Here is a 23,312-nt window from a genome sequence, read left to right as displayed (position 1 = left end):
GCAAGCCTTCTCCCACACTAGATTGCAGTGAATTTGAATTACACTGAGCCCCTTTGCCCCCGCCGAGCGTTCCATGCCCGACTTGCTCGACCAATACCCGCTGACCGCGGGCACTTATCACGAATTGCTGGACGACAGCGGCGCGGTGCGTGCTCATTGGCAGCGCTTGCTTGATCACCTGCAACGCAGCACACCCGCGCAGTTGGCCCAACGCCAGGCGCTGCTGACCCGGCAGATTCAGGAAAACGGCGTGACCTACAACGTCTACGCCGACCCCAAAGGCGCCGACCGCCCGTGGGAGCTGGATTTGCTGCCGCACGTGCTGGCCTTTGAAGAGTGGCAGCACCTGTCGGCGGGCATCGCCCAGCGTGCGCGCCTGCTGAACGCGGTATTGGCCGACCTGTATGGCCCACAGCGCTTGATCAAAGCGGGTTTGCTGCCAGCTGAATTGGTGTTCGGGCATAACAATTTTTTGTGGCCATGCCAGGGTATTCAGCCGCCTGACGGTGCGTTTCTGCACCTGTATGCGGTGGACCTTGCGCGCACGCCGGATGGCCGCTGGTGGGTCACCGCCGACCGTACTCAGGCGCCGTCGGGCGCCGGTTATGCGCTGGAAAACCGCACCATCGTGTCGCGCGCGTTCCCGGATTTGTACCGCGATTTGCAGGTGCAGCACCTCACCGGGTTCTTCCGCACGCTGCAGGAAACCCTTGCCCGTCAGGCGCCCGGCGACGACCAGCCGCCGCTGATCGTGCTGCTCACGCCGGGGCGTTTCAACGAAAGCTATTTTGAACACCTGTACCTCGCGCGCCAGCTCGGTTACCCGTTGGTCGAAGGCGGCGACCTGACCGTGCGCGACAGCACCGTGTTCCTCAAAACCCTCAGTGGTTTGCGCCGCGTGCACGCGATCATGCGACGCCTGGACGACGATTTTTGCGACCCGCTGGAGCTGCGCACCGACTCTGCCCTCGGCGTGCCGGGCCTGCTCGATGCGGTGCGCCAAGGCAATGTGCTGGTGGCGAATGCCTTAGGCAGTGGCGTGCTGGAGTCGCCCGGGTTACTCGGCTTTTTGCCGAAGATCAACCAGTTCCTGTTCGGCGAAGATTTGATTCTGCCGTCGATCGCAACCTGGTGGTGTGGCGAGGCGCCGGTGCTGGCCGAGGCCTTGGAAAAGCTGCCTGAGTTGCTGATCAAACCGGCCTTTTCGTCGCAAAGTTTTACGCCGGTATTCGGCCGTGACTTGAACCATGAACAGCGTCAGGCGCTGGCCGAGCGCATGCGCGCGCGGCCTTATGCGTATGTTGCCCAAGAGCTGGCGCAATTGTCGCAGGCGCCGGTGTGGCACACCGTCGATGACCATTTGCAACACCGCGCCATCGGCATGCGGGTGTACGCGGTGGCCAGTGACCAGGGCTACCGCGTGCTGCCCGGCGGCTTGACCCGCGTGGCGGCCGAGGCGGATGCCGAAGTGGTGTCGATGCAACGCGGCGGCGCCAGCAAAGACACGTGGGTGCTCGGCGAGCGCGCAGCCGCCGGTGAGCAGTGGCGCGCGCAGCGGCCGATTGGCGCGCATGACCTGGTGCGCCGCGACCCGTACCTGCCGTCGCGCGTGGTCGAGAACCTGTTTTGGTTTGGCCGTTACTGCGAGCGCTGCGATGACAGCGCGCGCTGGCTGCGCATCGTGCTGGCGCGGTATGTCGACGGTGACGACCCGCTGGCGTTGCAGGCCGCTGTCGAACTGGGTGAAAACCTGCGCTTGCTGCCCGAGGAAGGCGAGTTACCCGAGCGCCTGCTCGCCGCCTTGCTGGGGGATGACTGGCCGTCGAGCCTGCGCGCCAACCTGCAACGTTTGCAATGGGCGGCGTCGCAGGTACGTGGCAAGTTATCCCGCGAAAACTGGCAGGCGTTGGTCGAGCTGCAACGCGAAGCCCTGGAGCTGGAACGCGAAACCGCCGACTTCGGCGAGCTGCTGGATTTTCTCAACCGCTTGGTGATGTCCCTGGCTGCGCTGTCCGGGTTTGCCCTCGACGACATGACCCGTGACGAAGGCTGGCGCTTTTTGATGATGGGCCGGCGTATCGAGCGCCTGCAGTTTCTCAGCAGCAGCCTCGCGGCGTTCCTGCGTGGCGTGGCCGTGTTTGATCAGGCCGGGCTTGAGTGGTTGCTTGAGCTGGGCAACAGCAGCATCACCTATCGCTCGCGTTACCTGGCCGTGCCGCAGTTGATTCCAGTGCTCGACTTGTTGTTGCTGGATGAGCAGAACCCGCACGCGGTGCTGTTCCAGTTGAAACTGGTGAGCCGCACCCTGCGTCGCCTCAACGATGACTTTGCTGTGCCGCGGGAAACCGGCCTGGCACCGTTGGTGGAGCGTTTGGCGCGCTTCGACCTGAGCTGCCTGGAGAACTCGCTGTTTGGCGAGCCCAGCGTGCGTGCCGCGCTGGATGGCCTGGCTGACCTGCTGCAAGCGGTCGCCAATGAGAGTGGGCAAGTTTCGGATCGCCTGGCGTTGCGCCACTTTGCCCATGTGGATGATGTCAGCCAGCAAACGGTGTCGCTGTGATGAGTGCGCGTTACCAGATTTTCCACGACACCCATTACCACTACGACAGCCCGGTGTCGCTGGCGCAGCAACTGGCGCACCTGTGGCCAAGGCCCTGCGCCTGGCAGCGGTGCACGTCGCAGCAGTTGGAGATCAGCCCGCAGCCGTCTTCGCGGCGTGATGAACTGGATGTGTTCGGCAACCCGATCACCCGCCTGGCGTTCGAGCGGCCGCATGATGAATTGTTGGTAAACGCCGGGCTGACCGTCGAAGTGCTGGCGCGGACTGCCCTGGATTTTCGCCAGTCACCGCCTTGGGACCAGACGCGCGACAGCCTCGCCTACAGTAGCCAGCCACTCTCGGCAGAGCTGATCGAAGCGTGCCGCTATCGCTTCGAATCGCCCTACGTGCACCTGAAACAAATCTTCGTCGAATTCTCCGAAAGTTGTTTTCCACCCGGCGCGCCGCTGTTGCTGGGCGTACAGGCATTGATGCAGAAAATTTTCAGCGAATTCACCTTCGATGCCGAAGCCACCCAAGTCGCCACGCCCCTGGTGGAAGTGCTGGAGCGCCGACGCGGCGTGTGCCAGGACTTCGCCCACCTGATGCTCGCGTGTGTGCGTTCGCGCGGCCTGGCGGCACGCTATATCAGTGGTTACTTGCTAACCCAGCCACCGCCCGGCCAGCCACGGCTGATCGGTGCCGATGCGTCCCACGCGTGGGTCTCGGTGTATTGCCCGGTGTCGGGCTGGGTGGATTTTGACCCGACCAACAATGTGCAGCCCGCACTCGAACACATCACCCTGGCCTGGGGCCGGGACTTCTCGGATGTTTCGCCATTGCGCGGGGTGATTCTGGGAGGCGGCAACCACGACCCGGAAGTGCGGGTAACGGTGATGCCACTGGAGTAACGCAAGGATCGTTCCCACGCGCTGCGTGGGAATGCCTGCTGTGACGCTCTGCGCCACTAATGCGCAGGCTTCGAGCCTTACTGTGCGCCGTGACGCGACGCGTGCGCGGCGGCATTCCCACAGGGCGTAGGAACCCTCAAATTATTCGGCCGGGGTTTTCGGTGTTTCGGTGTCGTCAGATGCCACTTCACCTTTACCTTCTGCATCCGGGTTCAGTGCGCCGGTTTCTTCATCCACAGCGGCTTTTTTGCGTTGCAGTTTTTCCTCTTTCTTCTGTTCCTTGGCCAAGTCTCTCTGACGTTTGGCGAAGGAGTAATTAGGTTTGGCCATGGGCGATCCTCTAGGGTCGAAGGTGAGGGTGGGCGGCGCGCAGCTGCCTTGGGTCGCTATGGTAGCAGCTTAGCAACGCACTTGGGCCTCACTTACCGCACGCGTAGGCAGCCAGCAGGCCGTTGAACAGATGGTTAAGGTGCATGGCAGACGCTCCGGTGGGTGACGCGCTGATCATAAGCGGGTCGCCGAAGGTTGGCTGGTAGATTGTGTTGATCAGTCTGATAGCCTAAAGTTGTATACAATCTGTTGATACAGATCATAAGAATTCAAGCCTGCTTGAGGCAACCTCATCACACTACGTTATTTTAAACCCTGCCTTGGAGATTCACATGTTTGCCAAACTCGTTGCTGTTTCCCTGCTGACTCTGGCGAGCGGCCAGTTGCTTGCCGCAGAGTGCACGGTCACCGTCGACTCCACCGACCAAATGTCCTTTAACACCAAGGCCATTGAAATCGACAAAAGCTGCAAGACGTTCACCGTTGAGTTGACTCATTCCGGCAGCTTGCCGAAGAACGTCATGGGCCATAACTGGGTGCTGAGCAGCGCCGCCGACATGCCTGGCATCGCCAGCGACGGTATGGCTGCGGGTATCGACAAAAGCTACCTGAAAGACGGCGACAGCCGCATCATTGCGCACACTAAAATCATTGGCGCGGGTGAGAAAGATTCCGTGACCTTTGATGTGTCGAAGCTGGTTGCCGGTACGGATTACGCGTTCTTCTGCTCGTTCCCGGGGCACATCTCGATGATGAAAGGCACGGTGACCGTTAAGTAAGACCGCGTTATCGTTCATCGCGAGCAAGCCCGCTCCCACATTTTGACCGTATTCCTGCAGGGGAACCGGGCCACCTGTGGGAGGGGCTTGCTCCCACATTTTGACCGCATTCCTGCAGGGGAACCGGGCCACCTGTTGGGGGGGGGGCTTGCTCCCACATTTTGACCGCATTCCTGCAGGGGAGCCGGGCCAAATGTGGGAGGGGGCTTGCTCCCGATAGCAATCTACCCGTCACCTTGCTCAGCTCAGGGGGCGAACGGCATCAGTCGCTTGTGCTCGGTCTTGCGGTAAGTCTCACAAATAATCCTGAACGCTTCCTCGCGCACTGGCTGACCGTGCAAGAAGGCATCGATCTCGGCGTAGGTCACGCCATGCGAGGCTTCGTCGGGCTTGCCCGGTGACAGGTCTTCCAGGTCCGCTGTCGGCACTTTTTCTACCAGCGATTCCGGCGCACCAAAGTGTCGGGCAATCGAGCGCACCTGGTTTTTCACCAAACCGCTCAAGGGCGCAAGGTCACAGGCGCCATCACCGAACTTGGTGAAAAAGCCCATCACGGCTTCCGCCGCATGGTCAGTGCCAACCACCAAACCACCGGCAGCCCCTGCGATGGTGTACTGCGCCACCATGCGCATGCGCGCCTTGGTATTGCCCAGCACAAAATCACGCGACACCGCCGCCTTGCCCTCAAACGCCGACACTTCATTGGCCAGGGCTTTCACCGCTGGGCCGATGTTCACGGTGTGGCGCTCGTCCGGCTCGATAAAATCCACCGACGCCTGGGCATCAATTTCATCGAGCTGGGTTTGATAGGGCAAACGCACGGCGATAAAACGGTAGGCCTCATCGCCGGTACTGGCGCGCAATTCTTGCATTGCACGTTGCGCCAGCAGGCCTGCGGTCAGCGAGTCGACGCCGCCGCTGATGCCCAGCACCAAGGTCTTGAGCCCGGAATTACGCAGGCAGTCCTGAATAAAGGCCACGCGGCGAGCAACCTCAGCCTCAAGGTCCGCCTGGTCGTTGAACGGTGCTTGCACCTTGAGCTGCTGCGCAATCTCACGCTGTACGGCTTGCATGATTCACTCCTTGCTGGAAAGGGCAGGTACTTTAAAAACGTGGCGCAAATAGGCGACGAAATTCGGGTCGGTGCAATGGGTCTTGCCCGCCTCATCGGAGATTTTCGCCACCGGCTGGCCATTGCAGGCCGTCATTTTAAGCACGATGCTCATCGGTTCAACACCTGGAATGTCACAGGTCAGGTTGGTGCCGATGCCGAAACTCACATTGATCCGACCACGCAGCGCGCGGAAAATCTCCAGGGCCTTGGGCAGCGACAGGCTGTCGGAGAACACCAAGGTCTTGCTCATCGGCTCGATGCCCAGCTTGTGGTAGTGCGCGATGGCTTTTTCGGCCCACTGTATCGGGTCACCGGAGTCGTGGCGCAGGCCGTCGAACAGCTTGGCGAAGTACAAATCGAAGTCGCCCAAAAAGGCGTCGGTGGTGATGCAATCGGTCAGGGCGATGCCCAGCAGGCCACGGTATTCGCGCACCCAGCAATCGAGGGCGGCGATTTGGCTGTCGATCAGGCGCGGGCCAAGTTGCTGGTGGGCCATGATCCATTCATGCGCCATGGTACCCAGCGGCTTCATATCGAACTCGCGGGCCAGGTGCACGTTGCTGGTGCCGACAAAGCGCCCGGGGAAGTCGTGCTTGAGCACGCTCACCACCTCTTCCTGAACCCGGTACGAGAAGCGCCGGCGCGTGCCGAAATCGGCCACTTGCAGCTCCGAGAGCTCATCGCTACTGGCGTTTGCGGTCAGCCAGTCAAACTTGCGATACAACTGCTCGCGAGCTTGTTCAAGGATCACGGTTTGGTAGCGGTAGCGGTTACGCACTTCGCTGACGATGGCCAGCATCGGCACTTCAAACAGGATCACATGCAGCCACGGCCCGCGCAGGCGGATAAACAGCTCGCCGTTTTCGATGCCGGTTTGCACATAACGCAGGTTGAAGCGAAACAGCCCGAGGAAGCGCAGAAAATCCGGCTTCATAAAGCTGATGCGTTCGAGGAAATTCAGTTGGTCCGGGCTCAGGCTCAGCTCGGCAAGGCGCTCGATCTGGTAGCGGATCTCCGCCAGGTACGGGCGCAGGTCCTCACTGTTGCGGCAACGAAACTCCCATTCAACTTCCACGTTCGGGTAGTTGTGCAGCACCGCCTGCATCATGGTCAGCTTGTAGAAGTCGGTGTCGAGCAGGTTCTGCACGATGCGATCGGCAAACACACTCTCGCTCATAACGGGAATCTCCAGACGGGTCGGCGATGGGCGCCGACCTTTACGCACAATTAAGGAATGGCGCTAGTGGCGCATAGACCTGTGGGGTTTTGCCAGCGATTTTTTATTTTGGGATTTTTGCTGCAGCCACTGAAGCCATCGGGAGCAAGCCCCCTCCCACATTTTGGTTTGTGAACACATTCAAACTGTGGGAGCAAGCCCCCTCCCACATTTTGGTTTGTGAACACATTCAAACTGTGGGAGCAGCTCCCTCCCACATTTTGGTTTGTGAACACATTCAAACTGTGGGAGCAAGCCCCCTCTCACATTTTGGTTTGTGAACACATTCAAACTGTGGGAGGGGGCTTGCTCCCGATGACGGTAGTTCAGTCACTCAATAACCTGCTCCATCATCCACCTCACAAAATCGCGCACCTTGGGCACTTCCGCCGAATGCTCGGGGTAGGCCAGGTAATACGCATCCTGGCTCGGCAACGCATGCTGCCAGGGAATCACCAGCTTACCCTCGGCCAGTTCCTCTTCCACCAGAAACCTTGGCAGCAACGCCACGCCGCAGCCCACTTGCGCCGCACGGATGCACATATAGACGGTGTCGAATCGCGGCCCATGGTAGCTGTGCTCGGTGTGCAAACCCTGGCTGGCGAACCAGTCATGCCAACCCTGTGGTCGTGAGGCGTTTTGCAGCAGCACCAGTTCGCTCAATTGCGTGGGGTCGCTGAACGGCTGCGCGGGCAGGCTCTCGGGCGCACACACCGGCACCAGTTCTTCGCTGAACAGTTTCAGGCTTTCGGTGCCAGGCCGTGAGCCCTGGCCGAAGTAGAAGGCCATGTCGGCCTTGCCTTGCAGCAGCTCATCGGGTGCCTGTTCATTGCACAGGTCGAGGTGGATGTGCGGGTGCCGCAAGCGCCAGCCCTTGAGGCGCGGCACCAGCCAGCGTGCGCCGAAGGTGTAGGGCGTGGACACGCGCAGCACTTCGGTCTCGCCGCCATAGGAGCGCAGGTAATGCGTGGACATCTCGACCTGCGTAAGAATTTTGCGCACTTCCACCAGGTACAAATCGCCCGCCGGGGTCATCTGCAAGCGGCGGCGCACCCGGCGAAACAGCAGGTGTTGTAGCAATTCTTCCAACTGCGCCACTTGCTTGCTCACGGCGCTTTGCGTGAGGTTCAGTTCCTCGGCGGCGCGTGTGAAGCTCAGGTGGCGGCTGGCGGCCTCGAAACACTGCAGGGCGGTGATTGAGGGCAAATGTCTTCGGTTGAGCACGGCATGCCTCTTTTTATTCTTTGCATGAATAAACGGAATGATATCTCGCCTAATCGTCGTTTGTTGGCACGTCTTCTGCCAGCTAAAAATAAACCCACGGATCGTCGTGTGGGCCGCGGCGCAATTTTTTCTGTATAGATTGAAGGAGTGACCCATGGTTGCCGCATTGCTTGACCGTCTCGGGATTGACCCGGCGCTGTACCAGTCGGGTAAACACCCTGTGCATTCGCCGATTGATGGCAGCGTGATCGGCAACGTGCACTGGGAAGGTGCCGCCGAGGTGGAGCAGCAGGTCAGTCGCGCCGAGCATGCATTCGACGCTTGGCGCAAGGTGCCGGCTCCGCGACGCGGCGAGTTGGTGCGTCAGCTCGGCGACGTGCTACGCGAATATAAGGCCGACCTGGGCGAATTGGTGTCGTGGGAAGCCGGCAAGATCACTCAGGAAGGCTTGGGTGAAGTGCAGGAAATGATCGACATCTGCGACTTCGCCGTCGGCCTGTCCCGTCAGTTGTACGGCTTGACCATCGCCTCCGAACGCCCTGGCCACCATATGCGTGAAACCTGGCACCCACTGGGCGTGGTCGGCGTGATCAGCGCGTTCAACTTTCCGGTCGCGGTGTGGGCGTGGAACACCACGCTGGCGCTGGTCTGCGGCAACGCGGTCATCTGGAAACCGTCGGAAAAAACCCCACTCACCGCGCTGGCCTGCCAGGCGCTGTTCGAGCGTGTGTTGAAAAACTTCAAGGACGCGCCCGAGTACCTCAGCCAAGTGGTCATCGGCGGCCGTGACGCTGGCGCAGCACTCGTAGATGACCCGCGTGTGGCCCTGATCAGCGCCACCGGCAGCACCCGCATGGGCCGCGAAGTGGCGCCCAAAGTGGCCGCACGTTTTGCCCGCAGCATTCTGGAGCTGGGCGGCAACAACGCGATGATCCTCGGCCCCAGCGCTGATTTGGACATGGCCGTGCGCGCCATCCTGTTCAGCGCCGTCGGCACCGCCGGCCAGCGTTGCACCAGCCTGCGCCGGTTGATCGCGCACGCGTCGGTCAAGGATGAAATCCTCACCCGGCTGAAAGCTGCGTACGCCAAAGTGCGCATTGGCCACCCGCTGGAAGGCAATCTGGTCGGCCCGCTGATCGACAAGCACGGCTTCGAGACTATGCAGGACGCCCTGGAACAAGCGTTGAGCGAAGGTGGCAAGGTGTTCGGCGGCAAGCGTCAGTTGGCAGATAAATTCCCGAACGCCTACTACGTATCGCCAGCGATTGTGGAAATGCCCGAGCAAAGCGAGGTGGTGTGCACGGAAACCTTCGCGCCGATTTTGTATGTGATCGGCTACACCGACTTCAGCGAAGCGCTGCGCCTGAACAATGCCGTGCCGCAAGGCCTGTCGTCGTGCATCTTCACCACGGATGTGCGCGAGGCGGAGCAGTTCATGTCGGCGGTGGGCAGTGACTGCGGCATCGCCAACGTCAACATCGGCCCGAGCGGCGCGGAAATCGGTGGTGCGTTCGGCGGTGAGAAAGAGACCGGTGGCGGGCGCGAGTCGGGTTCGGACGCGTGGCGCGGGTACATGCGTCGCCAGACCAATACCGTGAACTACTCGCTGGAATTACCCTTGGCGCAGGGCATTACCTTCGACTGAGGTTGCTGAGGTTACTGAGGTCAATGTGAGAGGGGGCTTGCTCCCGATTGCGGTGTGCCAGTCAACAGAGATACAACTGACACACCGCCATCGGGAGCCAGCCCCCTCCCACAGTTGATCGGGTTGGTCATTAACAATAACAGTTGTTTGTTGGGTCCTCTGCGGAGTCTGGCAATGCGCTTACGCGAAGCATGTTTGTGGGAACAACTCACCCCCGGCCGCCCGGACCGTGCTGCGCTTAACGGCGAGGTGAAGGTTGATGTGTGCGTGATCGGCGCCGGCATCACCGGCCTCTCGGCGGCGATTCATTTGCTTGAGCAGGGCAAAAGCGTCGCCGTGCTTGAAGCGCATCGCACCGGGCATGGCGGTTCGGGGCGCAACGTCGGGCTGGTTAACGCGGGCCTGTGGATTCCCCCGGACGAGATCGAGGCCGGTTTCGGCGAAGTGGTCGGCAGCCAGCTCAACCGCATGCTGGGTGCGGCACCGTCTTTGGTGTTCAGCCTGATCGACAAATACAGCATCGATTGCCAATTGCGCCGCGAGGGCACCTTGCACATGGCGCACAACGCGCGTGGCGAGGCGGATTTACGCAGCCGTGAAGCACAATGGAAGCGCCGTGGCGCGCCGGTTGAATTGCTCACCGGCCAAGCCTGCGAGCAAGCCACCGGCACCCAAAAGATCGCCGCCGCCTTGCTCGACCGGCGCGCCGGCACCTTGAACCCGATGGCCTACACCTGTGGTTTGGCGAGTGCTGCCGCCGGTCTTGGCGGGCAACTGTTCGACCATTCCCCGGTCACCCAGCTTGAACGCCAGGGTTCACTCTGGTCGGTGCAAACCGCGCAAGGTTCGGTGCAGGCGGCGCACGTGGTGATCGCCTCAAACGCCTACACCGAAGGCGAATGGACCGAACTGCGGCGCAATTTTTTCCCCGGTTATTACTATCAGGTCGCCTCGGCGCCGCTGACCGGCGACGCCGCCCAACAGGTGCTTCCCGGCGGGCAGGGCTCATGGGACACGCGCCAAGTACTCAGCAGCATCCGCCGCGATGCCGATGGCCGCCTGTTGCTCGGCAGTTTGGGCAACGGTAACCAAAAACCGGCGTGGTTCCTCAAGGCGTGGGCCGATAGGGTGCAGCAGCATTACTTCCCCTACCTCAAAGCGGTGCAATGGGAATACACCTGGACCGGCTGCATCGCCTTTACCCCGGATCACCTGATGCGCCTGTTTGAACCGGCACCGGGCCTGTTGGCGGTTACAGGCTATAACGGGCGTGGCGTGACCACCGGCAGCGTGGTGGGCAAGGCATTCGCTGATTATGTGTGTGACCAGAATGCCCAGGCGTTGCCGATTCCCTTTGCACCGATGCAGCCGCTGGCCAGCCCAGGCCTGCGCAGTTGCCTGTATGAAGCTGGGTTTTCGCTGTATCACGCCGGGCAATGCCTGCGGATCGTTATCTGATCAGCGAAAGGCGGGTTTTTCTTAGCAGGCTACTCATCTGTATTGGTGCGAGTTGTAGCAATCACGCACTGTAAATGTGCAGTTCCGTTACGCCCGTTGTTACACGTGCAGGAGCTGTCGTTTATTCGTCTGGTCGCGGGTGCGACCTGTCAGGGTTATACCTTTTTAAGTCTTGGGTTGCACCTGCGCGAGCCAGGCGGTTGCACGTGCAGCCAAAAGGAGGTGCCGAGCCCTGAATAATAATGACACCGTGTCTTTTTGAAGAATAAAAACGTAATGGCACGCGCCTTGCTCTGAGCTTTGAGTGAAGGGTTGAACACAAGTCGTTGTGCCAATAATCAAAAATATCGGAGCACCACTCATGTCCCAGACGTTTTACAAGAAAGGTTTTCTGGCCCTCGCCGTTGCCGCGGCGTTGGGTGTTTCTACGTTTGTTCAAGCTGATGTGAAGATTGGCGTTGCGGGGCCGATGACCGGCGCCAACGCGGCTTTCGGTGAGCAGTACATGAAAGGTGCCCAAGCGGCAGCCGATGTGATCAACAAGGCAGGCGGCATCAACGGCGAGCAGATCAAGCTGGTCGCCGGCGATGACGCCTGTGAGCCCAAGCAAGCGGTGGCCGTGGCCAACCGCCTGGTCGACCAGGAGAAGGTGATCGGCGTGGTCGGCCACTTCTGCTCCTCGAACACCATTCCAGCCTCTGAAGTGTACAGCGACGCGGGCGTGATCATGATCACCCCGGGCTCCACCAACCCGACAGTCACCGAGCGCGGCCTGTCGGCGGTGTTCCGCATGTGCGGGCGTGATGACCAGCAAGGCATCGTCGCCGGTGACTACATCGTCGACGTGCTCAAAGGCAAAAAAATTGCGGTAATCAACGACAAAGACACCTACGGCAAAGGCTTGGCTGACGCCACCTCAGCCCAGTTGACCAAGCGCGGCGTCAAGCCGGTGCTGGAAGAAGGCCTGACCCGTGGCGAGAAAGACTTCAGCGCCCTGGTCACCAAGATCCGCTCCGTAGGGGCTGACGTGGTTTACTTCGGCGGCCTGCACCCGGAAGCCGGCCCGTTGGTTCGCCAACTGCGTGAAGCTGGCCTGAAAGACGTCAAGTTCATGTCGGATGACGGCGTGGTTACCGACGAACTGGTCGCGACCGCCGGTGGCAAACAGTACGTGGATGGCGTGTACATGACTTTCGGCGCCGACCCGCGCCTGCTGCCAGACAGCAAAACCGTCGTGGAAGAATTCAAGAAGAGCGGCTACGAGCCTGAAGGCTACACCTTGTACGCCTACGCCTCGGTTCAGGCACTTGCGGCCGGCTTCAACGGCGCCAAGAACAACAAAGGCGAAGACGCCGCCAAGTGGCTCAAGGCTAACCCGGTGAAAACCGTGATGGGTGAAAAAGCCTGGGATTCCAAGGGTGACCTGAAAATCTCCGACTACGTGGTTTACCAGTGGGACAAAGACGGCAAATACCACCAGCTGGAAAAGCAGAAGTAAGCCTGAGCGCCACATAACCCCTGTGTGAGTGGCGCTGTGATCGATCTCTGTTTTTTCCTCCAGAAGGGCCGCACACCCACGGGTGTGCAGGCTCTCACCGCGTGAGATTGCGTTATGGATGGTATTTTCCTGCAGCAACTGGTCAATGGCCTGACCCTCGGGTCGGTCTATGGCCTGATCGCCATCGGCTATACAATGGTCTATGGCATCATTGGCATGATCAACTTCGCCCACGGCGAGGTTTATATGATTTCCGCTTACCTGGCGGCGATCAGTCTGGCACTGCTGGCTTACTTCGGCATCGAATCCTTCCCGCTGCTCATTCTCGGCACCCTGGTGTTCACGGTGGTTGTCACCGGCGTTTACGGCTGGGTCATTGAACGTGTCGCCTACAAACCGCTGCGCAACTCCACCCGATTGGCACCGCTGATCAGCGCCATCGGTATTTCGCTGATCCTGCAGAACTACGCGCAAATCGCCCAAGGCGCCAAGCAACAAGGTATTCCAACCCTGCTGGCGGGCGCCTGGCGTGTCGATATTGGCAGCGGCTTCGTGCAGTTGACCTACACCAAGGTGTTTATTCTGGTGGCCGCGTTTCTCGGCATGGGGCTGCTGACCTACATCATCAAGTACACCAAGCTCGGCCGCATGTGCCGCGCGACCCAGCAAGACCGCAAGATGGCGTCGATCCTCGGTATCAACACCGACCGCGTGATCTCCTACGTGTTTGTCATCGGCGCCGCCATGGCCGCGCTGGCCGGTGTGCTGATCACCCTCAATTACGGCACGTTCGACTTTTACGCAGGCTTCATCATCGGCATCAAGGCGTTTACCGCAGCGGTACTCGGCGGCATCGGTTCCCTGCCTGGGGCCATGTTGGGCGGGATTATCCTGGGTATCTCCGAGTCGTTGTTCGCGGGGATGATCAACTCTGACTACAAAGACGTGTTCAGTTTCTCGCTGCTGGTGGTGATTCTGATTTTCCGTCCTCAGGGCCTGCTGGGTCGCCCGCTCGTGGCTAAGGTGTAAACATGTCTGCTGCCAAACCTATTGATATCAAGAAGAGTGTGGTCGATACGGTCTTAGCCGGGCTGATAGCGCTGATCGTATTCGGGCCAATTGTCGGCGTGGTGCTCGACGGTTACAGCTTTAACCTGCAACCTGCGCGTGTGGCTGCCCTGGTTGCGATTGTGATGGTCGGCCGCTTCGCCATGAGCCTGTTCCTGCAAACCCCCAAGGGCCTGAAAGTGCTGCAGGGCTTTGAAAGCAGTGGCTCGGGCGTGCACGTGCTGGCGCCGGACTACAAATCGCGCCTGCGCTGGATCATCCCGGCGCTGATCGTGATTGCTATCGTGTTCCCGATCTTCGCCAACAAGTACCTGTTAACCGTGGTGATCCTCGGGCTGATCTACGTGTTGCTCGGCTTGGGCCTGAACATTGTGGTGGGCCTGGCCGGTTTGCTCGACCTCGGTTACGTGGCGTTCTATGCGATTGGCGCCTACGGCCTTGCGCTGGGTTACCAATACCTCGGCCTTGGGTTCTGGACGGTGTTGCCGTTGGCCGCCATCGCGGCGGCGCTGGCGGGCTGCATACTTGGCTTCCCGGTACTGCGAATGCACGGTGACTACCTGGCCATCGTGACCCTGGGCTTTGGTGAAATCATCCGCTTGGTGCTGAACAACTGGCTGTCGTTTACCGGCGGCCCGAACGGCATGCCGGTGCCTTCGCCGACCTTCCTCGGCCTGGAATTCGGGCGCAAAGCGAAGGACGGCGGCATTCCGTTTCACGAGTTCTTCGGCCTCGATTACAACCCCAACATCAAGTTCATGTTCATCTACATCGTGCTGTTCCTCGTGGTGCTGGCTGTGCTGTACATCAAGCATCGCCTGACCCGCATGCCGGTCGGCCGCGCCTGGGAAGCCTTGCGTGAAGACGAGATCGCCTGCCGTTCGATGGGCCTCAACCACGTACTGGTAAAACTGTCGGCGTTCACCATCGGTGCCTCCACGGCCGGTTTGGCCGGGGTGTTTTTCGCCAGTTACCAGGGTTTCGTCAACCCGTCGTCATTTACCTTCTTCGAGTCGGCGCTGATCCTCGCCATCGTGGTGTTGGGCGGCATGGGCTCGACGGTGGGCGTGGTGATCGCGGCGTTCGTATTGACCGTCGCACCGGAGCTGCTGCGCAGCTTCTCTGAATACCGCGTGCTGCTGTTTGGCGTGCTGATGGTGGTGATGATGATCTGGCGCCCACGCGGCTTGATCCGCATCAGCCGCACCGGTGTGACACCACGCAAGGGGGTGGCGCCATGAGCAAAGAAATCGTGCTGTCGGTGGAACACCTGATGATGCATTTTGGTGGCATCAAGGCCTTGAGCGACGTGAGCCTCAAGGTCGAGCGCAACTCGATTTTCGCCCTGATCGGCCCCAACGGCGCCGGCAAAACCACCGTGTTCAACTGCCTCACCGGCTTTTACAAAGCCAGCGGCGGCAAAATCGAACTCAACGTACGTGGCAAGCAGACCAACGTGATCCAGTTGCTCGGCGAGCGCTTTAAGGCCGTCGATTTCGTGTCGCCGAAAAGCTTCTTCAGCCGCGTGTACTACAAGATGTTCGGTGGCACCCACCTGGTCAACCGCGCAGGCCTGGCGCGTACATTCCAGAACATTCGCCTGTTCAAGGAAATGTCGGTGCTGGAAAACCTGCTGGTGGCCCAGCACATGTGGGTCAACCGCAACATGCTGGCCGGCATCCTCAATACCAAGGGCTACCGCAAGGCCGAAAGCGACGCCCTCGACCACGCGTTTTACTGGTTGGAAGTGGTCGACCTGGTGGACTGCGCCAACCGCCTGGCCGGTGAGCTTTCCTATGGCCAACAGCGCCGCCTGGAAATCGCCCGCGCCATGTGCACGCGGCCGCAGATCATCTGCCTGGACGAACCGGCAGCGGGGCTCAACCCTCAGGAAACCGAAGCCCTCAGCGCGATGATTCGCCTGCTGCGCGATGAGCATGACCTCACGGTGGTGCTGATCGAACACGACATGGGCATGGTGATGAGTATTTCCGACCATATCGTGGTGCTTGACCACGGCAACGTGATCGCCGAAGGCGGCCCGGACGCGATCCGCAACGACCCGAAAGTGATCGCCGCCTACCTGGGCGCCGATGAAGAGGAGCTGGTATGAACGGGCCTATCCTCGAACTGAAAGACCTGGACGTGTTTTACGGCCCGATCCAGGCGCTTAAAAAAGTCTCGCTGCACATCAACGAAGGCGAAACCGTCAGCCTGATCGGCTCCAACGGCGCGGGTAAATCCACGCTGCTGATGTCGATCTTTGGTCAGCCACGGGCCGAGTCGGGGCACATTCTTTACAACGGCGTCGACATTACCCACAAGTCGTCGCACTACATCGCCTCCAACGGCATTGCGCAGTCGCCGGAAGGGCGGCGGGTGTTCCCCGACATGACCGTCGAGGAAAACCTGCTGATGGGCACCATCCCGATTGGCGACAAGTTTGCCGCCGAGGACATGCAGCGCATGTTCGAGCTGTTCCCACGGCTCAAGGAGCGGCGCACCCAGCGCGCGATGACCATGTCGGGCGGTGAGCAGCAAATGCTCGCCATCGCGCGCGCGCTGATGAGTCGCCCCAAACTGTTGCTGCTGGACGAACCGAGCCTGGGCCTGGCGCCGATTGTGGTGAAGCAGATTTTCGCCACCCTGCGCGAGTTGGCGGCCACCGGGATGACCATCTTTCTGGTGGAGCAGAACGCCAACCATGCACTGCGCTTGTCGGACCGGGCGTATGTGATGGTCAACGGCGAGATTCGCCTGACCGGCACCGGCAAGGAACTGCTGGTGAACGAGGAAGTGCGCAACGCCTACCTCGGCGGGCACTGATCTAAAAGATCATGCAAAGTTCTGTGGGAGGGGGCTTGCCCCCGATAGCGGTGTGTCAGTTTCAGATGTTCTGACTGACAAGTAGCTATCGGGGGCAAGCCCCCTCCCACATTTGTTTTTGTGCTGTTCCGGAAATTGTGGAAAACAAATCCGCACACCCTCTAAAGCGCGACATATAGCCGCCGCAAATGCCTGTTTTGTCACAGTTTTGACTTGTCCCCATTCGCTGTGGAACCGGCTGTGGGTAACGTGGGAGTAGCTGGCTGAAAGCCTTTGATTACGGGGCTTGTAGCGCGGTGGTTGTTTTATGATCAGCGGCTTTTTCGCGACCTGTCGAGGGGTTTGTCAACCTGTTTAAAGACACAGGTATATGACCGATTTATGTAAAGTCAGCCTGTGGATAAGTCTGTGACTAAACTCTGGAAAGACCTCCACAGAGGCCGGAATGACTGGCCTGGAGCCATCGTTCTAAATGACCTTCAGTGCACACGCGTACATACGCCCCGGCCCAGGTCAAGCAAAAAACTTTCTAAAACCGCCTGCAGGCCTTGTATAAAGCGGCCTGAAGCTTTTTGCACTTGCCCCCAAAGACTGTGGGCGCAGTTGTGGATAACCTGCGCGTATATGGCTGCAGGCCACGTTTCATAAGGCGTTTCGCGTATTGGTTAAAAACTGATCAGGCATTCGCGAGGTGGTGCGCTTAGCGGTTGCCGCAACGAGCGCGTAAGGGCATTCTGCTGGCTGATTTTTTCTCGATGCCCGCAAGGAGAACACCATGTCCGACACGCTGTTTATTACTGGCGCAACTTCAGGCTTCGGCGAAGCCTGTGCCCGTCGTTTTGCCGACGCCGGCTGGAAACTGGTGCTCACCGGCCGTCGTGCCGACCGCTTGAATGCCTTGGTCGAAGAGCTTTCCAGGCAAACCGAAGTGCACGGCCTGGTCGTCGACGTACGTGACCGCAAGGGCATGGAAGACGCCATCGCCAACCTGCCGCCAGCCTTCGCCACGTTGCGCGGGCTGATCAACAATGCCGGCCTGGCTGTGGGCACCGACCCTGCCCCCAAGTGCAGCCTCGACGATTGGGAAACCATGGTCGACACCAACATCAAAGGCCTGCTGACCACCACCAGCTTGCTGCTGCCGCGCCTGATCGCCCACGGGCGTGGCGCCGGTATCGTCAACCTCGGTTCCATCGCCGGCAGCTACCCGTACCCGGGCAGCCACGTGTATGGCGGCTCCAAGGCATTCGTTAAGCAGTTCTCGTTGAACCTGCGCTGCGACCTGCAAGGCACCGGCGTACGTGTGACCAACCTTGAGCCAGGCCTGTGTGAGAGCGAGTTCTCGCTGGTGCGTTTCGGCGGTGACCAGTCGCGCTACGACGCAACCTACGCCGGCGCCGAGCCGATCCAGCCGCAAGACATTGCCGACACCATCTTCTGGGTGATGAACACCCCGGCGCACGTCAACATCAACCGCCTGGAGCTGATGCCGGTGAGCCAGACCTGGGCCGGGTTTGCGATTGAGCGTGGCGCCAAGTAAGGCGTTAGACCGAGTGGCCTGCATCGCGAGCAAGCCCGCTCCCACACTTGACCGGGTTCCAACATGAGAGTGCGGTCAATGTGGGAGGTGGCTTGCTGCCGATGGCGGCATATCTGCCAAAACACGACATAAGGTACACTCCCGGCTGAAGCCCATGCGCACTGTATGGCTTTAGGTGTTAACAGGAGGAAATGTGAGTAACCGGGGTGAGCAGGCACTGCTCAAACAATCGACCATCCTGATGTTCGCCGTCGCGATCGCCGGGATTGTCACGGGTGTGATGTCTGGCGCCCAATCGATTCTATTCGACGGCTTTTTCTCGCTGATCGCCACCGCCATCAAGGTGTTGATGCTGATCACGGCCAAGCTGATCGCTAAAAAAAGCAACCAGCGCTTCCAGTTCGGCTATTGGCACCTGGAGCCGATGGTGCTGCTGATCGAGGGCAGCTTTTTGCTGTTGATCGCTCTCTACGCGTTTCTCAACGGCGTGTTCGGCATCATCAATGGCGGGCGTGAGATCGAGTTGGGGCTGGTGATTGTCTATGCGGCGGTGTTTACCGTTGTCGAATTCGCCTACTTTTTCTACGTGCGCTACCGCAACCGCAGGCTCAAATCATCGCTGATCCAGTTCGACAATATCAGTTGGCTGGTGGACGCGATGCTCTCGGTGGGCTTGCTGATCAGTTTTCTCGCCGCGCTGTTGCTCAAGTCCCAGGGCTATGACGAGTGGGCGGTGTATGTCGACCCGCTGATCCTGATTGTGTTGGCCCTGAGCATGCTGGCGCCGGCGTTCAAGATCCTGCGCCCGGCGTTGCGCGAGGTGCTGGGCATCGCCCCGGACCACCTGGACGACACGGTGCGCGAGGTCATGGAGGCGGCGCAGGCCAGGCATGGTTTCGACGACTACATGACCTACGTGCAAAAGCACGGGCGGGCGCGGTTTATCGAGATTCATGTGGTGTTGCCGGCGAATTACCCGGTGGCTAACGTCGCCACCCTCGACGCGCTGCGCGAAGAAATATCCACAGCGCTCGGCACCCCGGACGCGGCACGCTGGTTGACGATCAGCTTTACCGGGGATCGCAAGTGGATTGCGTGAAGCTTTCGCGAGCAAGCCCGCTCCCACACATGCTCGCATTCCAAAGGTTGAACGCGGTCAAGTGTGGGAGCGGGCTTGCTCGCGAATAGGCCCTGGCAGTCAGCTCAGATGCTGGATCAAACCCTGGTAGCAGGTTGCCAAGTGATACGGCGTAGTCGACGGCATGTCGCGGCGGCTTACGGCACCGCTGGCGTCCAGGCATTCATGCCAGCCTTTGGCATGTAAAAAGTGCTGTTGCAGCGCGAGCAATTGGCGCTGCAACACCGCCTCACTGCCGGGGCGCAAGGTCAGTGCGCGCAAGTATTCGGCCTGTGCCCAAATCCGTTGAGTGCCATCGCGCACGCTGCCGTCCAGGGCGAGCATGCCGCTGACCGCACCGCTCTGGTTATCCACACCCTTAAGCTCTGCGTAGGCAAATGCCCGCGTCAAAGAGGCATGCAGCGGTGTGCCGCGCAGCACCGCCGAAGATTCGAGCAGAAAGAACCACTCGAACTGGTGCCCAGGTTCAAACCAGTTATCCACAGCCCCCAGCGGTTTTTCCATCATCACGCCGTGTTGAGGGTCGATGAAGCGTTGCTGCATGGCCGTCGCCAATCCCAGCAAGGCCGCTTCTACGTTGGCGTCGTCACGCGCAGCCAAGGTGGCGAGGAAGCCTTCGGCCAAATGCATCAACGGGTTTTGCAGCGGGCCGGAGTTGAGGCACGACCAGTGTCGCTCCAATACCGCTTCGTACAAGCCATCGCCGCTGGCGAAACGTTCGGCGACCACCGCCAGGGCCGCATTCAGCACCGACTCCACTTGCGGCGCACGCACTTTGGCCCAGTAGTGGGCGCAGGCGAAGATGATGAAGGCGTGGGTGTAAAGGTCTTTGCGCGGGTCCAACGGCTGGCCGGCCGGGTCGATGCTGTAGAACCAGCCGCCGTGCTCGGCGTCATGAAAGTGCTGTTGCAAGGAGCGGAACAGCGCGGCGGCACGTTCTTCGGCAAAGCCCGCGCCGGGCTCGCCGATCAGGCTGGCGAACAGGTACAACTGCCGGGCGCACGCCATGGCGCGGTAGCGTTGCGGGGGCAATGGCCGGTGGTCGGCGTCCAGCGCCTCATACGGCAGCGCCAGTTCGGCATTCCAGCCCGGGCCTTGCCACAGTGGCACGATCAGCTGGTGGAAGTGCGTGAGCACGGCATTCAACGAAGGCTGGGAGGCGGAGTCTGGAGCGATGGGCATCGGCTGGCGTCGTCACGGCAGGGGCGTAGGCGCGCATGGTAGCAGAGGGGCAGCTACAAGCTGCAAGCTACAAGCCGCAAGTAAAAGCAGATCGGCTTCTACTTGCAGCTTGCAGCTTGTAGCTTGCACTTGCACTTGCACTTGCAGCTTGCAGCTTGTGGCTTGCAGCTTTTACCCTGCAAGCAACCAGGCTCCGGTTGCCGCTGATGCTGCACCGGCAACTCGCACCAGCGGTGCGGCTGCGGTTGGCAGGAAGCGCACCACGGCATAACCGGCAGCATGCAGCATTGCCGTCGCACCGACGAAGCCTGCGGCATACGCCCAAGGGCTGGACATGGCCGGCAGCTCAAGGCCATGCGCCACGCCGTGGAACAGCGCAAACAATGCCGTCGCCCCCACGGCCACGAACAGCGGTGGTCGCACCGCCAGCGCTACCGCCAGGCCCAGCGCGAGGACCGACGCGGCAATACCGCTTTCCAGTGCCGGCAACGCCAAACCTTCAAAGCCGAGCAGGCCGCCAATCAGCATGGTGCCGACAAACGTGCACGGCAGCGCCCAACGCGCCGCGCCTTTTTGCTGGGCCGCCCACAGGCCCACGGCGAGCATGGCGAGCAAGTGATCGATGCCGCCCAATGGGTGGCCGATACCGGCCATCAGCCCGTTATCGCCATGCCCGGGGTGAGCGAAGGCGAGGGCGGGGGCGAGCAGCAGGGCGGCGGTGGCAAAGAGTTTTTTCAGGCCCATGAGCAGGCTCCTTTTTAAGGTGAGATCAGGCAGCGGTCAGCAAGCCCTGACGTTCGATAAAGGCGACGATTTCATCCAGGCCGACGCCGGTTTTCTGGTTGCTGAATACAAAGGGTTTACCGTTGCGCATGCGCTGGGTGTCGCTGTTCATCAGTTCCAGCGAAGCACCTACCAGCGGCGCCAGGTCGATCTTGTTGATCACCAGCAGGTCGGATTTGCAAATACCGGGCCCGCCCTTGCGCGGCAGCTTGTCGCCCGCGGACACATCGATCACGTAGATGGTCAGGTCCGACAGCTCAGGGCTGAAGGTCGCCGACAGGTTGTCGCCGCCGGACTCGACCAATATCAAGTCCAGGCCGGGAAAGCGCCGGTTGAGTTGGTCCACCGCTTCCAGGTTGATCGAGGCGTCTTCGCGAATCGCCGTGTGCGGGCAGCCGCCGGTTTCAACGCCGATGATGCGTTCAGGCGCCAGGGCCTGGTTGCGCACCAGAAAGTCTGCGTCTTCGCGGGTATAAATGTCGTTGGTCACCACGGCCAGGTTGTAGCGGTCGCGCAGGGCCAGGCACAGGGCCAGGGTCAGCGCCGTCTTGCCGGAGCCCACCGGGCCACCGATGCCGACACGCAAAGGTTGTGTGTTCATGTGCTTCTCCAAGATATAAGGCCCCCAATAAAAAGCGTTTAGGAACGGAACAAGCGGCTGTACTGGCGCTCGTGGGCCATGCACGCCAAGGCCAGGCCAAACGCGGCACTGCCCAAGGAATCAGGTTCGATGCAACGGGCGTCCTGTTGGGCTTGTTGCAGCAGCGGCAACAGTTCACTGGTCAGGCGCTGGGCGGCTTGCTGGCCCAGGGGCAGGGTTTTCATCAGCACGGCGAGCTGGTTTTCCAGCCAACTCCATAGCCAGGCGGCGAGCGCGTCATCGGCGCTGATGTGCCAGGCGCGGGCTGCCAGCGCCCAGCCCAAGGCCAGGTGCGGTTCGGCGCATTGCTGCAAAAATGCACGCGCGGCCGCGTCCATCTCCGGTAAACCATTCAGCAGTTGCTGCAGCGAATAACCCGTCTGCCGGCTCTCGTGATACAGCTCGCGGGTCTCGCGGCTGGCGCGGTGTTGCTCGCACAACTGCGCAAGACGCGGCCAATCCTGCTCGGCGGCGGCCTGGCAATGCGCGAGCAGCAACGGTGCTTCGAAGCGCGCCAGGTTGAGCAACAACTGGTCGCTGATCCAGCGGCGGGCGCTTGCGGCATCGGTCACACGGCCATTTTCCACGGCCATTTCCAGGCCTTGGGAGTAGCTGTAACCGCCGATCGGCAATTGCGGGCTGGCCAGGCGCAGCAGCGCCCACGCTGGGTTCATAGGCGCACGCCGAACTGGTGCAGCTTGGGCGGGTAATTGAAGTCTTCGTCGCCATGGCGCGAATGGTGATGGCCGCCGCCGTAGGCGCCGTGTTCCGGTTGGAACGGTGCTTCGAGGGTTTCGGTGTGCGCGCCTAACTGATCAAGCATGGCCTTGAGCACGTAATCATCGAGCAGGCGCAACCAGCCATCGCCGACTTGCAGCGCCACATGGCGATTACCCAGGTGATAGGCAGCGCGGGTCAGTTCAAACGCGCTGCTGCACGTGACGTGTAGCAGTTGTTCAGGCCGAGCATTGACGCGTACGACACGTCCGTCTTCAGCCTGCAGGAATTCGCCATCGCGCAGCGGCGGCTGGCCGCGCTCCAGGAACAGGCCGACGTCTTCACCGTCGGCACTGAAACAGCGCAGGCGGCTTTTGCTGCGCGCTTCGAAATTCAGCAGCAGTTCAGCGGCCCAAAGGGCTTGCGGGGCGATTCGGCGGTGTATCACCAGCATCGGAAGGCTTCCAGCTATGAGCGGTTGGGGATCAGCAATAAAAGACTTAGAGCAAGGGGCTTGCCAATCACGCAGGCAGTTCGGAAAACCCTGTAGGCAAGCGCGGTTATGCAACCGAACGGTGCGCGAGCCTGCGCGGGTAGCGCTTTGATTTGGTGCGACAATGGTTTTATAGCACTGGAATGGGGCGTTCCGGGTGGAAATGAGAAAGCGCCTGTATGAATATTCCTTCATCTAACTCGCGCAGGTG

General features: G+C 60.5%; 21 protein-coding genes. 12 read left to right on the top strand and 9 right to left on the bottom strand.

Annotated elements, in window-relative coordinates:
- Positions 1-73: 73 nt before the first annotated feature.
- On the top strand, positions 74-2,560 hold the full coding sequence (locus ACOZK9_RS19225; protein ID WP_421556354.1) for a circularly permuted type 2 ATP-grasp protein: 2,487 nt from the start codon (positions 74-76) through the stop codon (positions 2,558-2,560).
- Positions 2,560-3,450, top strand: coding sequence for a transglutaminase family protein (locus tag ACOZK9_RS19220; protein ID WP_421556353.1), 891 nt, complete (start codon positions 2,560-2,562; stop codon positions 3,448-3,450). Before ACOZK9_RS19225 ends, ACOZK9_RS19220 begins: the two co-directional genes overlap by 1 nt.
- 141 nt (positions 3,451-3,591) lie before the next feature.
- On the opposite strand, the gene ACOZK9_RS19215 is transcribed toward ACOZK9_RS19220, so the two are convergent.
- Entirely contained in the window at positions 3,592-3,780 is a 189-nt protein-coding gene (locus tag ACOZK9_RS19215; RefSeq protein WP_421556352.1) for a hypothetical protein, read from the bottom strand.
- Positions 3,781-4,112: 332 nt separating this feature from the next.
- Between ACOZK9_RS19215 and azu the strand changes: the two genes are divergently transcribed.
- Positions 4,113-4,559 carry an azurin gene (azu, locus tag ACOZK9_RS19210; RefSeq protein WP_058411322.1) on the top strand — a complete coding sequence of 149 codons (447 nt, stop codon included), beginning with the start codon at positions 4,113-4,115 and terminating at the stop codon, positions 4,557-4,559.
- Positions 4,560-4,804: 245 nt separating this feature from the next.
- On the opposite strand, the gene nadE is transcribed toward azu, so the two are convergent.
- From nadE to ACOZK9_RS19195, 3 genes are all read right to left on the bottom strand, one after another.
- Complete coding sequence (gene nadE / locus ACOZK9_RS19205) at positions 4,805-5,632, bottom strand: ammonia-dependent NAD(+) synthetase (protein ID WP_058411321.1); 828 nt, start codon at positions 5,630-5,632, stop codon at positions 4,805-4,807.
- Between the two features lie 3 nt (positions 5,633-5,635).
- Positions 5,636-6,850, bottom strand: coding sequence for a nicotinate phosphoribosyltransferase (gene pncB, locus ACOZK9_RS19200; RefSeq protein WP_058411320.1), 1,215 nt, complete (start codon positions 6,848-6,850; stop codon positions 5,636-5,638).
- A gap of 369 nt (positions 6,851-7,219) precedes the next feature.
- The gene (locus tag ACOZK9_RS19195; RefSeq protein ID WP_058411319.1) at positions 7,220-8,113 is read right to left on the bottom strand and encodes a LysR family transcriptional regulator; all 894 of its coding nucleotides are present in this window, start codon (positions 8,111-8,113) and stop codon (positions 7,220-7,222) included.
- 154 nt (positions 8,114-8,267) lie between these two features.
- Between ACOZK9_RS19195 and amaB the strand changes: the two genes are divergently transcribed.
- The 9 genes from amaB to ACOZK9_RS19150 all read left to right on the top strand — a co-directional run bounded on the left by amaB (position 8,268) and on the right by ACOZK9_RS19150 (position 19,247).
- Complete coding sequence (gene amaB, locus ACOZK9_RS19190; RefSeq protein ID WP_122249798.1) at positions 8,268-9,758, top strand: L-piperidine-6-carboxylate dehydrogenase; 1,491 nt, start codon at positions 8,268-8,270, stop codon at positions 9,756-9,758.
- 174 nt (positions 9,759-9,932) lie between these two features.
- Entirely contained in the window at positions 9,933-11,216 is a 1,284-nt protein-coding gene (gene amaA, locus ACOZK9_RS19185) for an L-pipecolate oxidase (protein ID WP_421556351.1), read from the top strand.
- 361 nt (positions 11,217-11,577) lie between these two features.
- Positions 11,578-12,714 (top strand): branched-chain amino acid ABC transporter substrate-binding protein, encoded by a 1,137-nt coding sequence (locus ACOZK9_RS19180; RefSeq protein WP_058411316.1) that lies wholly within the window; start codon positions 11,578-11,580, stop codon positions 12,712-12,714.
- Between the two features lie 114 nt (positions 12,715-12,828).
- Complete coding sequence (locus ACOZK9_RS19175) at positions 12,829-13,743, top strand: ABC transporter permease subunit (RefSeq protein WP_058411315.1); 915 nt, start codon at positions 12,829-12,831, stop codon at positions 13,741-13,743.
- Between the two features lie 2 nt (positions 13,744-13,745).
- Positions 13,746-15,023, top strand: coding sequence for a high-affinity branched-chain amino acid ABC transporter permease LivM (livM, locus tag ACOZK9_RS19170; RefSeq protein WP_058411314.1), 1,278 nt, complete (start codon positions 13,746-13,748; stop codon positions 15,021-15,023).
- A complete protein-coding gene (locus tag ACOZK9_RS19165) occupies positions 15,020-15,895 on the top strand; it encodes an ABC transporter ATP-binding protein (RefSeq protein WP_058411313.1) in 876 nt (291 codons plus the stop codon). The genes livM and ACOZK9_RS19165 overlap by 4 nt, the downstream gene beginning before the upstream one ends.
- Entirely contained in the window at positions 15,892-16,608 is a 717-nt protein-coding gene (locus tag ACOZK9_RS19160) for an ABC transporter ATP-binding protein (RefSeq protein ID WP_152745908.1), read from the top strand. Before ACOZK9_RS19165 ends, ACOZK9_RS19160 begins: the two co-directional genes overlap by 4 nt.
- Positions 16,609-17,383: 775 nt before the next feature.
- Positions 17,384-18,148, top strand: coding sequence for an SDR family oxidoreductase (locus tag ACOZK9_RS19155; protein ID WP_058411311.1), 765 nt, complete (start codon positions 17,384-17,386; stop codon positions 18,146-18,148).
- 193 nt (positions 18,149-18,341) lie between these two features.
- A complete protein-coding gene (locus ACOZK9_RS19150; RefSeq protein ID WP_421556350.1) occupies positions 18,342-19,247 on the top strand; it encodes a cation diffusion facilitator family transporter in 906 nt (301 codons plus the stop codon).
- A 99-nt stretch (positions 19,248-19,346) separates the two neighbouring features.
- Here ACOZK9_RS19150 and ACOZK9_RS19145 read toward each other — a convergent pair whose 3' ends face one another.
- The 5 genes from ACOZK9_RS19145 to ureE form a co-directional block, all read right to left on the bottom strand.
- Complete coding sequence (locus tag ACOZK9_RS19145) at positions 19,347-20,468, bottom strand: AGE family epimerase/isomerase (RefSeq protein WP_421556349.1); 1,122 nt, start codon at positions 20,466-20,468, stop codon at positions 19,347-19,349.
- A 171-nt stretch (positions 20,469-20,639) separates the two neighbouring features.
- Positions 20,640-21,212 (bottom strand): HupE/UreJ family protein, encoded by a 573-nt coding sequence (locus ACOZK9_RS19140; protein WP_058411308.1) that lies wholly within the window; start codon positions 21,210-21,212, stop codon positions 20,640-20,642.
- Positions 21,213-21,237: 25 nt separating this feature from the next.
- A complete protein-coding gene (ureG, locus tag ACOZK9_RS19135; RefSeq protein WP_017849719.1) occupies positions 21,238-21,852 on the bottom strand; it encodes an urease accessory protein UreG in 615 nt (204 codons plus the stop codon).
- 38 nt (positions 21,853-21,890) lie between these two features.
- The gene (locus tag ACOZK9_RS19130) at positions 21,891-22,565 is read right to left on the bottom strand and encodes an urease accessory protein UreF (protein WP_421556348.1); all 675 of its coding nucleotides are present in this window, start codon (positions 22,563-22,565) and stop codon (positions 21,891-21,893) included.
- A complete protein-coding gene (gene ureE / locus ACOZK9_RS19125) occupies positions 22,562-23,062 on the bottom strand; it encodes an urease accessory protein UreE (protein WP_058411306.1) in 501 nt (166 codons plus the stop codon). The genes ACOZK9_RS19130 and ureE overlap by 4 nt, the downstream gene beginning before the upstream one ends.
- Positions 23,063-23,312: the final 250 nt, after the last annotated feature.

Source organism: Pseudomonas kitaguniensis, from assembly GCF_049199985.1.
GTDB classification, from domain to species: Bacteria; Pseudomonadota; Gammaproteobacteria; order Pseudomonadales; family Pseudomonadaceae; genus Aquipseudomonas; species Aquipseudomonas kitaguniensis.
The sequence above is the reverse complement of the archived record's forward strand: the minus strand, read 5'-3'. Positions and strand labels throughout refer to the sequence as shown.